Origin of the sequence: Neobacillus sp. DY30 (assembly GCF_030123065.1) — a bacterium.
GTDB lineage: Bacteria > Bacillota > Bacilli > Bacillales > Cytobacillaceae > Neobacillus.
On sequence record NZ_CP126093.1, the window covers coordinates 4,466,594 to 4,481,778 of the forward strand.

21 protein-coding genes are annotated in these 15,185 nt (G+C 37.7%); 1 reads left to right on the plus strand and 20 read right to left on the minus strand.

All coding sequences use genetic code 11. The features are described 5' to 3' along the window. Positions 1–3 precede the first annotated feature (3 nt). The 9 genes from accB to spoIIIAA form a co-directional block, all read right to left on the minus strand. On the minus strand, positions 4–519 hold the full coding sequence (gene accB, locus QNH29_RS22025) for an acetyl-CoA carboxylase biotin carboxyl carrier protein (protein WP_283861446.1): 516 nt from the start codon (positions 517–519) through the stop codon (positions 4–6). A gap of 133 nt (positions 520–652) precedes the next feature. Further along, positions 653–1,213 (minus strand): SpoIIIAH-like family protein, encoded by a 561-nt coding sequence (locus QNH29_RS22030; protein ID WP_283861447.1) that lies wholly within the window; start codon positions 1,211–1,213, stop codon positions 653–655. Between the two features lie 15 nt (positions 1,214–1,228). After that, the gene (spoIIIAG, locus tag QNH29_RS22035; protein WP_283861448.1) at positions 1,229–1,882 is read right to left on the minus strand and encodes a stage III sporulation protein AG; all 654 of its coding nucleotides are present in this window, start codon (positions 1,880–1,882) and stop codon (positions 1,229–1,231) included. A gap of 1 nt (position 1,883) precedes the next feature. Then, on the minus strand, positions 1,884–2,504 hold the full coding sequence (gene spoIIIAF / locus QNH29_RS22040) for a stage III sporulation protein AF (protein WP_283861449.1): 621 nt from the start codon (positions 2,502–2,504) through the stop codon (positions 1,884–1,886). A gap of 11 nt (positions 2,505–2,515) precedes the next feature. After that, on the minus strand, positions 2,516–3,715 hold the full coding sequence (gene spoIIIAE / locus QNH29_RS22045) for a stage III sporulation protein AE (RefSeq protein ID WP_283865713.1): 1,200 nt from the start codon (positions 3,713–3,715) through the stop codon (positions 2,516–2,518). Positions 3,716–3,752: 37 nt separating this feature from the next. After that, on the minus strand, positions 3,753–4,142 hold the full coding sequence (spoIIIAD, locus tag QNH29_RS22050) for a stage III sporulation protein AD (protein WP_174524393.1): 390 nt from the start codon (positions 4,140–4,142) through the stop codon (positions 3,753–3,755). Between the two features lie 16 nt (positions 4,143–4,158). After that, positions 4,159–4,362, minus strand: a complete 204-nt coding sequence (spoIIIAC, locus tag QNH29_RS22055) for a stage III sporulation protein AC (RefSeq protein WP_007084610.1) — start codon at positions 4,360–4,362, stop codon at positions 4,159–4,161. An 11-nt stretch (positions 4,363–4,373) separates the two neighbouring features. After that, positions 4,374–4,889 carry a stage III sporulation protein SpoIIIAB gene (gene spoIIIAB, locus QNH29_RS22060; RefSeq protein WP_283861450.1) on the minus strand — a complete coding sequence of 172 codons (516 nt, stop codon included), beginning with the start codon at positions 4,887–4,889 and terminating at the stop codon, positions 4,374–4,376. After that, complete coding sequence (spoIIIAA, locus tag QNH29_RS22065) at positions 4,890–5,813, minus strand: stage III sporulation protein AA (RefSeq protein ID WP_283861451.1); 924 nt, start codon at positions 5,811–5,813, stop codon at positions 4,890–4,892. Positions 5,814–6,008: 195 nt separating this feature from the next. Between spoIIIAA and QNH29_RS22070 the strand changes: the two genes are divergently transcribed. Then, complete coding sequence (locus QNH29_RS22070; RefSeq protein ID WP_283861452.1) at positions 6,009–6,683, plus strand: SIMPL domain-containing protein; 675 nt, start codon at positions 6,009–6,011, stop codon at positions 6,681–6,683. 44 nt (positions 6,684–6,727) lie between these two features. On the opposite strand, the gene QNH29_RS22075 is transcribed toward QNH29_RS22070, so the two are convergent. The 11 genes from QNH29_RS22075 to QNH29_RS22125 all read right to left on the minus strand — a co-directional run bounded on the left by QNH29_RS22075 (position 6,728) and on the right by QNH29_RS22125 (position 15,056). Continuing rightward, positions 6,728–7,237 (minus strand): TlpA family protein disulfide reductase, encoded by a 510-nt coding sequence (locus tag QNH29_RS22075; RefSeq protein WP_283861453.1) that lies wholly within the window; start codon positions 7,235–7,237, stop codon positions 6,728–6,730. 76 nt (positions 7,238–7,313) lie between these two features. Next, positions 7,314–7,439 (minus strand): CcmD family protein, encoded by a 126-nt coding sequence (locus QNH29_RS22080; RefSeq protein ID WP_082799345.1) that lies wholly within the window; start codon positions 7,437–7,439, stop codon positions 7,314–7,316. Between the two features lie 12 nt (positions 7,440–7,451). Further along, a complete protein-coding gene (locus tag QNH29_RS22085) occupies positions 7,452–8,213 on the minus strand; it encodes a cytochrome c biogenesis protein (protein ID WP_283861454.1) in 762 nt (253 codons plus the stop codon). A gap of 3 nt (positions 8,214–8,216) precedes the next feature. Continuing rightward, positions 8,217–8,891, minus strand: coding sequence for a heme exporter protein CcmB (locus tag QNH29_RS22090; protein WP_283861455.1), 675 nt, complete (start codon positions 8,889–8,891; stop codon positions 8,217–8,219). Beyond that, entirely contained in the window at positions 8,891–9,595 is a 705-nt protein-coding gene (locus QNH29_RS22095; RefSeq protein WP_283861456.1) for an ABC transporter ATP-binding protein, read from the minus strand. Before QNH29_RS22095 ends, QNH29_RS22090 begins: the two co-directional genes overlap by 1 nt. Before the next feature lie 24 nt (positions 9,596–9,619). Then, positions 9,620–10,615 (minus strand): hypothetical protein, encoded by a 996-nt coding sequence (locus QNH29_RS22100; RefSeq protein WP_283861457.1) that lies wholly within the window; start codon positions 10,613–10,615, stop codon positions 9,620–9,622. After that, positions 10,612–10,989, minus strand: coding sequence for a hypothetical protein (locus QNH29_RS22105; protein ID WP_283861458.1), 378 nt, complete (start codon positions 10,987–10,989; stop codon positions 10,612–10,614). The genes QNH29_RS22100 and QNH29_RS22105 overlap by 4 nt, the downstream gene beginning before the upstream one ends. A 12-nt stretch (positions 10,990–11,001) precedes the next feature. Next, entirely contained in the window at positions 11,002–11,505 is a 504-nt protein-coding gene (locus QNH29_RS22110) for a cytochrome c-type biogenesis protein (RefSeq protein ID WP_283861459.1), read from the minus strand. A 1-nt stretch (position 11,506) separates the two neighbouring features. Continuing rightward, positions 11,507–13,489: a heme lyase CcmF/NrfE family subunit gene (locus tag QNH29_RS22115; RefSeq protein ID WP_283861460.1), complete on the minus strand. Its 1,983-nt coding sequence runs from the start codon at positions 13,487–13,489 to the stop codon at positions 11,507–11,509. A 12-nt stretch (positions 13,490–13,501) separates the two neighbouring features. Beyond that, complete coding sequence (locus QNH29_RS22120) at positions 13,502–13,969, minus strand: cytochrome c maturation protein CcmE (protein ID WP_283861461.1); 468 nt, start codon at positions 13,967–13,969, stop codon at positions 13,502–13,504. Between the two features lie 13 nt (positions 13,970–13,982). Then, positions 13,983–15,056 (minus strand): hypothetical protein, encoded by a 1,074-nt coding sequence (locus tag QNH29_RS22125; protein ID WP_283861462.1) that lies wholly within the window; start codon positions 15,054–15,056, stop codon positions 13,983–13,985. Between the last annotated feature and the right edge of the window lie 129 nt (positions 15,057–15,185).

Sequence of the window (15,185 nt, forward strand, 5' to 3'; positions counted from 1 at the left end):
TCCTTATTCTGGCTTTACTAAAAATAATGGTTGTCCATACTCTACTAATTGTCCGTTCTTAACAAGGACTTCTACAATTTCACCATTTACTTCTGCTTCAATTTCATTAAATAATTTCATAGCTTCTACAATACATACGATAGAATCCTTTGTCACAACAGAACCTGCTTTTACATAAGCATCTGCTTCTGGAGTTGGTGAAGCATAAAAAGTCCCAACCATTGGAGAAGTAATTTTGTGTAAATTTGAAGTATCAGCCTGACCTGCAGCATTACTTACTGCTTCTTCCTGTTTTACTTCTTGTACAGGCGCTGTACTTGTAACTGCAGCTGGTGCTGCCGGCTGAGGGGCAGGAACTGTCTGAACAGCAGCTTGTGGGACCTGTACTGCAGTAACAGTCGTTGTTCCAGTATTCTTTTTCATTTTAATTTTTGAGCCTTCATTCTCATATACAAATTCATCAATACTGGATTGGTCAACTAATTTTATTAATTCACGAATTTCTTGTACTTTTAACAAACTAAACACTCCTTGTCCTGCTAAATTAAGACTAACTACTAATACTATACGCTAATACCTTGTTAAAGTTCAATAATCTTGTCAATGAACAATAAAAAAAGGAGAGCCTGCGCCCTCCTTTAGTACAATTTATCTATTTTGCCGGCTGAAATTCAACTGCAACAAAATTCGTTTCTCCAATTTCTTTCTTAACCATTTGAATAATAGCATTGGCTTCTGATTTAGAAGACTCTTTGCTAGACTTTACAATAATTTTAACTGTCGAACCATCTGCTCTAACAAGGGCGTCCTCATAATCCATTGCTTTAATTAAAGTTTCAAGCATTTCCTCTTTTTGAGCAATTTCATTTAATTTTTTCATTTGGTCTACTGCTTCGCTTCTTTCCCCTGCAGGAAGGTCAGTTGTTGCCACGACAGCATTTAATTGTTCCTTTAATTCGCTGCGCTCATCTTGAAGCTTTAACCGAAGCGCTTCAAATTCCTCATCACCGGCAATGGAAGAAATCACAGTGTCGCCTTCTTTTGCTTCAGTTTTGGGTTTCGTTTCTTTTTCCTTTTGGTCTGCTTTCTCCTCTTGCTTCACTGCAGCAAGTTCGTTGCTTTTTTGTTCTGGTGAAGTGATGTAATAAACGGATAATACAACCACCAAACTTAACATAGTTAATAACCAAACTGTTTGTTTTTTCAATAGCATTTTTAAATCCTCCTTTTATTTTTTAGGCATTACCGCAACGCGATGACTTGGGACATCAAGTGATCTTGTTACTGCCTCAATAATTGATTTTTTAACATGAATGTTGTCAGCACCTTTAGCTACTACGAGTACTCCGCGTATATCAGGTTTGATCTCTCCAACAATAATAGGAACTTCTTTCTCTCCATCACGAATGATCACTACTTGCTGATCTGTGGAGGTGTCTTGGACCCTTCTCTCCCCACCCTCGTTGTCCTTTTCTTCTGTTGTCTGTGTTTTTGTTACCGTATTTTTCTCAAGCACCTTCTTATCCGTAGAATCAATATTCACCACTACCGTTACATCGTCTACTCCCAGCATTTCTTCAAGTGCTTTCGTCAGCTCTTTCTCGAATGATTCTTCGTAACTTGCAATAGACTTATTATTTGAATCTTTTTTAAGACCGAATGTCTCCACATCTTCCGGTTGGACTTGGCTGCCATTGACTGCCTGACTTTCAAGCGGAGTCGAATTATCAGATAAGATGACATTGCCCACAATCATGAAAGCTGCACCGATACAAAGAACCAGAAGCATATATTGATATTTCCCTGCCTTTTTATCGGTGGAGTCTCCCTTTGAAACTATGTTTTTAAGCCATGAAAATGGCCCTTTATTATTATTTTCCATTCTATTTATTCATCCCCCCTTCAACCGAGACTTCAATTGCTTTTTCGGTTACATTCCATTTCTGCGAAAGAAATGCGGCGATTTTTTCTGATTCTTCTGTTGGATCCTTAGATGGAAGAGGTGTCTCTGTCGTAATACTTACTGGTTGTATGGCTTCGACTGTCCTAACCGATGTTTCTGGCTGCTTTAATTGCACTGTAACCATTTCAAGGTTTTCAGGGAATGATTCTTGACTATCATTCTTGGTTGTAAGATCTATTTTTGCTATTTCCAATCCAAATTGTTCCATCAACTCCTCCTCTACTCCCTTTTCAAGCTGGACAGCCATTGTTTCTAAAATATATGCATGATTAGAGGCTTGTATTTCTTTTTTCTGCAAATCTATTAAATTTTCCATATTTTTTTCTCCAGAATTCTGAAACTTCGGGATTTGAGCCATTACAGTTTCAAAGTCTTTAGAGATTAATTTAAATATTGGTGTAAGGATGATAGCAATGAGCAGAAGTCCTGTAACCATTTTTGTATATTTTTGCAGACTAGTATTAGGCAGCAGCATATCAATAACAGTGGCTATAAGAATAAATAGGATGATATTCGTAACCCATTCTATTAAAAACTCCATATCGTTCTCCCCTATCTCATCATCATTGTTAAATTCCCTGCTGCGACAATTACCGTAATACTTAAAAAGAACATAAGTGAGACAATACCTAATGCAGCAAAAACATAAATGACACTTTTGCTGATTATGTCTAAACATTTAATAACTGGCCCCCCGCCTAATGGCTGTAATATTGCGGCGGCAAATTTATAGATGAAGGCGATCATTAAAATTTTAAATGCAGGGAAAGCGACGATGATGAGGAGAATGGCCACTCCTGCAATACCAACTGAATTCTTCAATAATCCAGAAGCACTTACTACTGTATCGGCAGCGTCGGTGAATATTCTTCCAATGACAGGAATAAAGTTGCCGGTGACGAATTTCGCTGTTCTGATGGCTACACCATCGGTTATAGCAGTAGATGCACCTTGAACCGAAATGACTCCTAGAAACACCGTCAAAAATAGTCCCATTAAGCCAATACTCCAGTTTCTTAACAGCTGTGCCAGCTGTGTTACCTTATACTGATCTGACATCGTACTAACGATACTTAAAAGTGTAGCTAAAAAAAGCAGCGGGAGAATAACATATTGCATAAACATTCCGCTGATATTCATTAAAAACAAGATAACAGGATGAAAGAAAGCGGCTGAGATTATACCTCCAGAAGAAGCAATTAAGGCTAACAAAAGCGGAATCAAAGCAAGAACGAATGAAATCATGCTTCCAATTGCCTCGTTGGTATATTCTATAACGATATGAAAACTATTCAGGGCAATAATTACCAGGACCATATAGACGATAGAGTAGGCAACTTTACTGATCGTGCTGCTCTCAAATGCATTTTGCATGGATTGTAGAAACATACTGAATATTGTTAGCAGGATTAATGAGCCTAGCAGTTTACCATTTACGACAAATTCATGAAACAAAAATTTAATTATTCCGTGTGTCCATTCCTTGAAGGAGAATTGCTTGTCCCCTTTTACAAAATCGTACAGACTCCCCTTTTGGCTCTCAGGGAGGAAGCCGCCATATTTAGTCTGTATATCCTCCCAGTATTGCTTAAGTTCTGTTAAATCCATGGTTTTAAGCTGTGTGTCTACTAATTCCTGCGGCGATAGAGGTGGACTGTCAACACTCACTTCTTCGTTAGCATGTACACTCGTTGAAGTAAAAAAGAGAAATAATAGAATCATAATGGGAATAATCTGCAGCCTTTGCTTCATCATTTTTCACCTCATGTTATAAAAAGAAAATGCCTTTCTAGCTTGGAATCAGCTTGATTATAGTCTCAATCATGACCGTTAATATTGGAATTGCCATTGCGAGTATCAGCACCTTTCCAGCAAGTTCAATCTTCGAAGCCACTGCCCCTTGACCTGCGTCCTTGGTAATTTGTGAGGCAAACTCAGCAATATAGGCAATTCCAATGATTTTTAGGATAGTCTCTACGTAAATCAGATTTACATTTGCGTTCACAGCAAGCTTTTCAAGCATATGAATAATTTCATAGATTTTATCGACTAGAAACAGAAAAATGCTGCAGCCAACAAATACAATTAAAAGAAAGGCGAAATTAGGTTTTTGCTCTTTTATTATTAACGCCAGGAAGGTTGCAACAAGAGCCACGCCAACTATTTTAATAATTTCAATGGCAAAGCCCTCCTTTCTATTGAAACAAAAAGACAGATTTTATTTTCTGGAAGAGATCATCCACAATTGACGCGACTTGAAACAAAATGTAAATAAAGCCAAAGAGTGTTACCCACTGTGCATATTCCTTTTTCCCAACCTGATCAAGAACAGTATGCAAAAACGCAACTACTATGCCTACACCGGCTATTTTAAAAATAATGTCCACTTCTAAGCCCATTGCTTTTCCCCCTAAATTAATAAGATGATCAGTAATAATCCTGAAAAGAATCCTAAACTCTTTACCATTTTTTCATATTTTGCTTGGCTTTGAATTGCGTCCGCTTCTTCTCTTTCGAGGTGGGAAAGAGTGAGCATAATATGTTTTTGCTGGGAAAAGCGATCATGCCGACCGAGGGTTTCCCCGAATTGTTTCATGATTTCAAATTCACCTTGTTTAAATGCCGTTTGCTTCCAAATCTCCTTTAAGCTGTCCTCCCAGGCGTCTTTAACAGTTGTTTCAGTATCAGTCAATCTTTTGGCAAAGCCTTCAAAAAAAGATGACAATGGCTTCGATAGTTGTGCTGCTAATCTTCGAGCTGCTTCATGCAAGGGTGTGTGCCCATACATTATTTCTGCTTCAAGTGATTGCAGAGCAGATCTTAACTGTCTCAGTTGTTTCGGCCGCTCACTTAAATGTTTGGCAGCTTCAAACCCTGTCCAAGTGGTAGCGAGAATAATAAAAATGGCTCCAATTAATTTAACCATTTACATCACACTCACTTTTTGACTCAATTCTTTACCGCTTCCATCCAATATATGTGTAATAGTTCCAGGACCTTGGGATCTGCTTAATACAATAAAACGTTGAAATATGTTTTGGTCAATAATGGATCTTAATGAAGGTCTATTTTTTACCTCCTCTAAACTTGATCCATGTGTAGTCATAATTAGCTTTATTCCTGCGTGGACCGCTTCCTGAATAGCCTCTGCATCTTCTTTACGCCCAATTTCATCTACAACTAACACATCCGGACTCATGGAACGAATCATCATCATCATCCCCTCTGCTTTCGGACAGGCATCTAGCACATCTAGACGATGACCGAATGACATTTGTGGGATTCCATTTACACATCCAGCAATTTCAGACCGTTCATCCACAATACCAACCTTATTAGCCTGTACCCCCTTTATATGGTCACCGGTTGAGATAATTCTGGCAATATCACGTAAAAGCGTCGTTTTTCCTGTTTGGGGAGGACCAACAATCATTGTATGCATCCAGGACCCTTTGAATATAAAGGGTGTAATCTTTTCTGCTATCCCTACTTTCTCCTTGGCAATCCGGATGTTAAATGAAGCAATATCCCTTATCGCCTTTACCTTTCCTCCTTCAAGGATCACTTTTCCTGCGAGCCCAATTCGATGACCTCCTGAAACGGTTATATACCCTCGCTTCAACTCTTCCTCAAGTGTATAGATAGAGAATTGGCTGATTTTATTCATTAAATGAAAAGCATCTTCTTGCTGAATAATGTACGAAAGAAATCTTGGAGCTCCTTTTAAGGTAATTTCTATTGGCCGTCCGATGCGAATTCTGATTTCTTCCAATTCTGCTTTTTGATTAGGAGGGATTTTACTGATTAGATCGGCAATGTTTTTTGGTAAGAATTTTAGGATCGTTTCCACATTTCTTCCTCCTTGTGTTGCTTGTCTCATTATTTAAAATGTATGCCCTTTGATAAGCAATATGACCTTGAAAATTGTAATTCTTTTAAAATACTCTTATATTCTATTTTTTTGAGAGAGTTACTAGAACTAGGAATACTTGATTTATAAAAACGTATTTTATATATTAAGGAATATTATTAAGGGGGAAAGACCATGTATATTCAGAACCCTGGAAGCCTTACTGCCATGAGCCAACAGAACAATTTAATAAAAGTAAGAGGAGAAGGAGAGGTCACCGTTCAGCCTGATACAGCCTCTGTTAATCTCGGTGTAGTGACTGACAGTAAAGAATTAATTGAGGCACAGCAGCAAAATTCAATGAATGCAAACAAGGTTATTGATTCGCTTATTAGGTCAGGGGTTAATAGAAATCAGATTCAAACCTTTGATTATCGAATTGAACCGGTATATGACTATGATCAAGGATCGCAAATTTTTCGGGGATATAAAATCACACATATTTTACAGGTGAAAATAGAAGATTTAACGATTATTGGAAAAGTCGTTGATACTGCAGTCCAAAACGGAGCCAACTATGCTGCTAACGTTCAATTTACAACGAGATATAAAGAATCTTATTACCAACAAGCACTCTCCATCGCATTAAATAATGCCAGCAGCAAGGCAAAAACCATTTCCAATACCTTAAGAGTGTCCCTCAATCCCACGCCAATACGCGTGATAGAAGGCGTTGACATAGTTCAGCCCTATGAGATTCAGCAATTTGCACTTGCCAAAGGCATCAGCAATACACCCATTCAACCTGGGGAACTGATCATCAAAGCAAATGTATCAGCAGACTATAACTATCATCCAATGGGTGGATAAAAAAAGGACTGATCACTCAAAAGTGATTCAGTCCTCTTTTATTATTATTGATCATACTTCTTTACCATTGTATATAATTGAGCTGCTGTAACTGGACCATTGTAATGCTCCCTTATAACACCTTTTCTATCAATGACAAAGGTTTCCGGCTGTCCTGTAACATTATATTTTTTAGCAATTTTAGAATTGTAGTCAAAGACATAAACAGCAGGTGTATTGTATTTTTCTAGGAATTTTTTAACTCGGTCCTTTGTTTCACCCTTGTTAATCATGATTAATCGGTATTGATCACCGTAATCTTTTGCAAATGCCTCAAGCTCTGGAGCCTCATCCACACAAGGTTTACACCATGAAGCAAAATAATTCAGGATGATGATTTCACCTTTGTAATCGGAAAGCTTCGTATTTGTTCCATCTAAGTTTGGCAGTTCAAAATTATAGGCTTGGTCCCCGACATCAGTGTTATCACCTTTGCTCGCCAAACTATATCCAAAAAAGCCAAACATTCCAATTAAAAGAAACAACACGAGTAGGTTAATGACTCGTCTGCTCATTCTGGTTCCTCCTGACACCGATAAGTAGTTTTGTAGAAATGGCCTGTTCTGTATAAACAGGCCCTTTTTACTTTTTCTACCTATCTAATTGTTTTAAAAACTCGATGTCTTTTTTAAGGCTATTATGACGTTTTCCAATCAAAAGCATATAACCAAAAATAATTACCCAAACAACTGAATAAGCTGCATACATAAATCCCATGATTAATTCCTCCTAGTTTTCCATTCTTTCACGTAATTTCTCTTTGTAGTGACCAACTTTTATTTTCATATTTTCTAGTGATACTCCCTTATGCAGGAGATACGCATATAGGAAGGTAAATGCGGCAATCGCAACTAATAACGCAACAAGCATACTAGGTGCAATTCCCCCTCCTTGTTGAGAAGGACCTTCTCCAAAAACGATTGGATGGAATTTTGATTGCCACCAGCGAATCGCAAAAAATACAATTGGAACATCTGCAAACCCGATAATCCCGAAAACTGCAGCAAGTCTTGCTTTTTTATCCCAAACCCCATCCATTTGGCGGACCATAAGATAAGCCATATAAAGGAAGAAAAGAATCAAAGTTGTAGTCAATCGTGGTTCCCATGCCCACCATGTATTCCAAGAAGATTTCGCCCAAATTGGACCAGTTGTTAGTACGATAGCTGTAAAAACTACCCCTATTTCGGCAGATACATATGCATAGGTGTCGTATATTCTTTTACGTTTTATTAAAAATAAAATACTAAAAACAAATGTCACGAAGAAGGCTAAGAATGCTACCCATGCTGATGGAACATGCATATAAAATATCTTTTGTACGGCACCCATTGTTTTTTCAATCTCGGCATACATGAAAATAAAGTAGAATGCTGCTAACATTGAAACTACCATACTGCCATATAATAATTTGGTAAGCAAAGGGCTTTTTACCGGGGCCAGTTCTGCCATTGGAAGAGGCGCCTTTTCTCTTTCAAGATTCATACTCATATCTTAAACCTCCAGAACATACTCAATTAGTAAAAAACAAAGAACAAAGAAAATTACATCATAGGCTGCGACCAATTGCATCCAAGAGATAGCAGTCGGTAATTTTTCCATATTGGTTAGAATAATTTTTGTTGCTTGTGTAACACCAATCAACACAGGACTTGTCATAGGGAAAAGCAAAAGCGGTAATAACATTTCACTGCTCTTTGAATTGGATGCAAGTGCTGCTAGGAAAGTTCCAATTGCAATAAATCCAAAACTACCGACGAATAAAACAAATATAAAATAGAGAATGCTGCCAGTGATTTTAAAATCAAATAATAGAAAGAGAAAGGGTATGGATACAATTTCTACTATTAATATCATTGAGAAATTTGCCAAGAATTTACCTAAATAAATGCTAGAAGCATCCATTGGCGCCACGAGTAAGCCATGCATCGTATCATTCCGCTGCTCTGATACTAACGAGCGATTTAGCCCCAATATCCCTGAAAAGACTATGATAATCCAGACAGCACCGGGAATAACTGCTTTTGTTGTATTGTTTGCTGGGTCAAAAGCAAAGCTTAATACTAAGATTACTAAACCAGCAAAAATAATCATTGTCCCCAAAACTTGTTTTGTTCTTAATTCTGAATAAATATCTTTTTTTGCTATCGTGAAGGCTGTTCTTAACATCAAGAAACCCCCTCTACCAAAATCTGATATTTTTCAGAAACTAAACTTAGTGATTTATTATTTATTCTAAAGTCATCAGCAATCTTGCCATTTTTTACTATGATAATACGATCACATATTGCCGCGGCCTGTTTGAAGTCATGAGTTACCATTAAGGTGGTGCACCCTTTCTCTTTCATAGAAAGGACTACATTATTTAAAATAGTAATGGCACCTTGATCCAAACCAGTATGTGGTTCATCTAGCAGCATAATTTTCGGTTCATGAATGATGGCTCGAGCAATCGCAATTCTTTGGATCATCCCGCGTGAAAAATTCTTTACAGGCTCATGGATAAAGAATGACAAGCCTACCTCATTTACAAGTTTTCTGGCTCTGCTTTCAACATCCTTTACACCATATAAGCTGCCAAAAAAAACCAAGTTTTCTAACGGCGTGTAATGATCATATAACAAGCTGGAATGCGGCAAGTAACCAAACATTTTTTTTACTTCAATATGATCCTTTTTTAAATCCAAACCGTTAATCTTTACAAGGCCGGATGTAGGCTTAATTAATGTTGCCAGCACTTTTAGAAGTGTGCTTTTTCCAGCACCATTTGGGCCAAGTATAGCCACAGTTTCGCCTTGAGTAATTGATAGGTCAATACCTCTTAGTATTAACTTATTGTCGGCTTGCTTTGTAAGCTTTTTAATTTCAATCATTAGGTATCCCTCACATTCCGACCGCTACTCTACAAATTGGCGTAAATTCATTTTTACTTGTACTAAATGCTGTTTATACGCAGCCAATTTTGCTTGATAATCCTCTTCTGTCATATTTCCCTCACCGTAGATTTCTTCTAATTCGAGGATTTTATCCAAAATAGCTTTTTGCTTTGCCATAAGGTTTTTAAATGCTGATTCTTCCTTATCCGCTCCAAGCCTCTTTTCTTCTGCCATTGCCTTCATTCTAAAATAGGCAAAATAGGACAATGCTGCGATAATAATTGCACTCATTACAATCAAGAAAACATGCGGATCCCAGCTGCGCAATGGTGATTGTGACCACATTCGCAGGTGACCGGGATTATGGAAAGCTGGTGCTGTTTTGGTTACATTCCCGTCTGTTGCACTTACTCCTTGCATGTTAGAAGTTTGTGTTTCACTTGGAGACGGTTGTTTCCCTTTATCGTAGACCATCGTAAAAGATTGTTGTGCTTGAATCCCTTCAACACTGTAACCTTGATAATTTTGATCATCCATTTTGAACAAACCTTGATTCGTTGCTGTAACATTCTTAAATTCAATGCTTCCCATTCCCTCAGGAACAAGAATTTGTATCATTTGAACAGGGTAGTCAAAGGTTAAACTAATTTCTTTGTCTTTGGCCACTCTATAGCTATATGGTAAAACGACAGTCTGATTGGCCGGAATAGGATCTGTAGTAATAAACCCGCTATCAACTTGTTTTTGAGCAATTTTGTTATCTAAGAAGGTAAATCCTATTGCTCCTTTCGGGATAGTGACATTCAAAATTGCTTCACCCGTGCCGTCACCTTTAAATTCTTCAGCGGTTGTATTGGTATAGTTCACCATGTTCATCAGATTGGTGGAACCATCTTCTGCAGGGCTGACGACGAGATAATGCATATCAACTGATATCGCTGAATCTGCGGCTGCCAATCCATGGATAGGGATGAGCAGCAGCAGCCCGAGAAGGAAAACGGTGATTCTCTTAATCACTTTCCTTCCCCCTTTTTATTCTGATAATTCTTCATTGAAGCTTCAATTTCACTTTCTATTTCAGCCATTAAATCTTTGTCGACTGTCTGAGATAGCATTTGTTCTTCTTCATCCTTCATAATGCTGACAACTTGTGCTTCATATTGTTTCTTGAGATTTTTATAATCTGCGTGGGAGATTTTATCCATTTTGTATTCAAACTCTAACTCATTGAGAGTGGATAAAAGCATTTCTTTGTTTGATGCAGAATCTTGCCCCTTGTTCGCGAAACTTAAATATGAATCCCAAGAAAAGAAAGGAGCTAGAACGAGAAATAAACAAATGAGCACTAGAGCAGCGGTGAATATCATTGAAATGATCGAAATTTCTTGCATTATGTTCACATCCTAAAGATACTTTTTGCGTTCTTCTTCAATCATAGATGAGAGGATTTCCTCTTCCACTTCATCCTTATCGCTTTCGTTGTCTGGGGTTTGTTCTCCTGTTCCCTTTTTCTTCACCCATTTACGAATGATGAAGAATATCGCTATCCCTGCAAGTGCTAATACTACAAATGGAAGTACCCAGGCTACTAAACTGAATCCACTTTTTTCTGGGGCGGTCAAAATTTCTTCTCCGTAAATATTAACGTAGTATTCACGAATTTTGTCCTTATCCCAGCCCTTGTTCATCATTTCAACAATGTCTTCCTTAAAGCCAACTGTTAGATTACAAGTTTTAGGGTCACATTCAAAATGATCCTGTCCACAGCCGCATGTACACATAAATTGAGATGCGGCTGCTTCAAATTCCTTAGATTTATAGTCAAACTCTTTCGCTTGTACTTGGAAGATAGAAGCATGGAAAATAAATGCAATCAAAAGGAGTCCTATATAAATTTTACTTTTCATATTAAGACACCTCTTTGCGTACTCCTGTGTATCGTGGAGTAATATTTTGATATTTTCCGTTCCATACTGCAAATAGCGATCCGATAACAATCATGAAAGATCCAATCCAAAGCCATGCAATCATTGGGTTAACTTTTACGATAAAGGTTGCTTTCCCATCATTTTCCCAATCACTTAAGACAACATATAAATCTTCTTTTAAAGATGAGATGAGGCCAACTTCTGATGATGGCTGATCCCAGTTACCGTAAAATACTTTTTCAGGCATAATATTTCCAATTCGTTTGCCATCTTTAAAAACTATCATTTCTGCATAAACGATATCATTAATCCCTTCTCGTTTTTGATCAAGGCGCTCGTAGTTAATTCGATAATCCTTCACTTCGATGGAATCTCCTAGATTCACAGTCTTCATTGTTTGCACATCATAGTTATGTGAACCAATAATACCCATTGCGATAAAAGCGATCCCAATATGAACAATATACCCCCCATAACGTCGACGGTTTTTGGTCATTAAACGATAAAGAGACAGATAAATTTTTTCGTTTGTCATTTTTCTTCTAGCTTTTACTCCGCGGTAAAACTCTAGGAAGTGTGTAATAAATAGCAGTACAATAACACCGAATCCAATTACTGCCCACGCTTTTTGTATTCCTAGTACAATCATCAAAGCCATTGCAACAACCGCAAGGATTGCTGGTATTAAGAAATTTTTCTTTAAATTCTTTAATGATGACCTTTGCCATGCAAGTAATGGACATACAGCCATTACAAACATCATCGATAATAAAATAGGTGCTTGAACGGTATTAAAGAACGGCATACCTACTGTTACTTTTGTACCTCGTACTGCTTCAGATACTAACGGAAAAACTGTGCCCCAGAATACACCAAAGGCTGCTCCCACTAACAATAGGTTATTTATTAAGAAACTGCTTTCTTTTGAAATGTATGAATTGAATTCTCCAGCACTGCGTTTTAGGAGGTTATATCGACTCATTAACACATATAAGGCACCAATTACTGCTACACCCATGAAAATTAAGAAATATAAACCTAGATTTGAATTGGCAAATGCGTGTACGGATGTAAGGACACCGCTTCGAACAAGGAACGTTCCGAATAATGTTAAGGCATAAGAAGTGATGATTAGACTTATATTCCAAATCTTCAACATGTTTTTCCGTTCTTGGATCATAACCGAGTGCAAGAACGCAGTTGCTGTTAGCCAAGGCATAAAGGAAGCATTTTCTACCGGATCCCAAGCCCAGTAACCGCCCCAGCCCAGCTCTACATATGCCCATTGCCCGCCGAAAATGTTTCCAAGACTTAGAAATAACCAAGCGATGATTGTCCAGCGTCTGGTCATCTTGATCCAAAAATCGTCCACGTTTTTCAATAGAAGTGCCGCCATTGCAAATGCAAATGGGATAGCAAGACCCACATACCCAAGGTAAAGTGTAACTGGATGAATAATCATTCCTGGATTTTGCAGCATTGGGTTTAAACCATGACCTTCAATAGGTACCTCATCCAATAGGACGAACGGTTTCGCAACAAACCCAAGGATTAAGAAGAAAAATACGATATTTCCTAAAAGAATAGCGGAAATATACGGAACCATTGGATTCCCTCTCATTTTTCTAGAGAAGGCAACCATTACGGTGTAAAGGACTAAGAAGAATGTCCATAATAACAAGGAACCGGAATTCCCAGCCCATAAAGCTGTTAGCTTGTAAATAATCGGCAGCTCACTGCTCGTATAATCAGTTACGTATTCATATTGAAATTGAGATGTAGCAAGCAAGTAGAATAAGGAAAGCATGGCCATTGAGGCACAGACTAAGATTCCAATGATCCCGCCCTTACCACTGTTAATTAATCTTTGGTTTTTCGTGCTAATCCCCAATGTGATAATGAGGAGTGAATAGATAGCAAGCGCTAAGCCTACATAGATTGTTGCATTAGCAAATAAGTACATATCGTCACCTTCTTATTGTTTTGCCTCATCGGTTTCTGTTGGTGGCTGATCTAATAATTTTTTATGTGCTTCAGGATCATAGTTTTCAATATCTTCACCCTCGTATTTAGAAGGACATCTTGTTTTTACCGTTTCTGCAACAAATGTATCTTTCTTGGTTGGTGAACCCTGTAAAATAACAATTACACCTTCTGAGAAGTTATCAGGTCTTGTGCCATTATGAATGACATGCATTAAATTACCTTCGTTATCCTTTAAATCAAACTTTAATTCAATTTTATCTGGGTTCCATTTAATAGATTCCTCGATTAGCAGGCCTTCAACAGTTACAAAATCATCTTTATGCTTTTCCTGGTTTGCCAAAAGTTCTTTCATGGTTAATTCAATTCCGCTGGATCCAGGTGTAGCTGCCATAAGCAAGAAAACAATTGCCCCCGCAATTATGAAACCACCTAACATAACAATCGTGTTCTTTTTCATCCCATTCACCCCATTAAATTAATTTTTTCATTTCCTCATCGTACGTTTCTTGGTCAATCTTTCCAGTTAAAAGCTTTTTACGTAATTCCTTCTTCTCATCAACGCTTATTGATTTATTTTCTTTTTTGACATGTTGCTTTTTAGGGTGACTGTTTACAGTTTTAGAACTTGAAGCTTTAGGTGCAGACTGTGATCTTCCCTTTAGTCCTAAGTAAACAAACACACCAGCAATGATGATTGCGATACCAATTACGCTGGCACCGCCAATACCAATTAGTGGTCGATTGCCTTCTGATCCGCCTGATCCGCCTGAGCTATTTGATCCCCCGGTAATTTGGTCTGTTGCAGTTCCATTAACACCTGCATGGTTTTCGTCATTAGGAGGTTGTTTCTCATTAATTGCTTCTAAAGTTGATTTGAAACCATCTTTTTGATAGGCAAAAGAATATGTATAGCTTTCTCCTGCTTTCACATCTTTGTATTGATAGTAGAACAACTCTTCACCATACTCACTCTTTGTATTGTTTGGAGCCTTTGGCTCTAGTGTGATTTTTTTGGCTTCCATTGGGGCATAGAAAATGACGTCCAATGTACCAATTTCAGCAGGGTTACGATATTCAAAAGTAAAGCTTCTATTATCCTTTACTTCTACTGAGCTGGTATAGTACTCGACTACGAATCTATATGAATCACCATTCTTGATTGGCTTGGAAGGTTTCCATGACATCGTTCCCTTATCCTTATCCACATCAAATGGACGTTGAACTTCTGGCTTATTGTCCTCAGGGAATTCTGCAACTAAATAAGCTTGGAATCCTTTTTCATTTGCAGGCACTGCAATTTCAATTTTTCCATCAAAATCCTGCCCGCTTTTGTTTGTAAATGTGCCGTATTGTCCTATAAGTAAAGATGGTGTGTCTTTCGGCCAGTTCTCAGGGTAGTCAAACTCAGGCATAACCTGGATTTGCATTTCCGTATACGGGAATTTTTCTGGTTGAAAGGTAGTCTCGGCATATGCATTTGGAACGATAAAACTTACTAAAAATGACGTGATAATAAATAAAGCCATCAATTTTTCTTTAAACATATTGATCCTCCTTGGACTGCTATAAAAAAACTATTTTCACTATAGCCCTCTTTGAAATAAATATAATATTAATCATCTATGTAGAGTTGATTCACTTTTGAACATTTTGTAAAAGGAGAGTAAACGTTG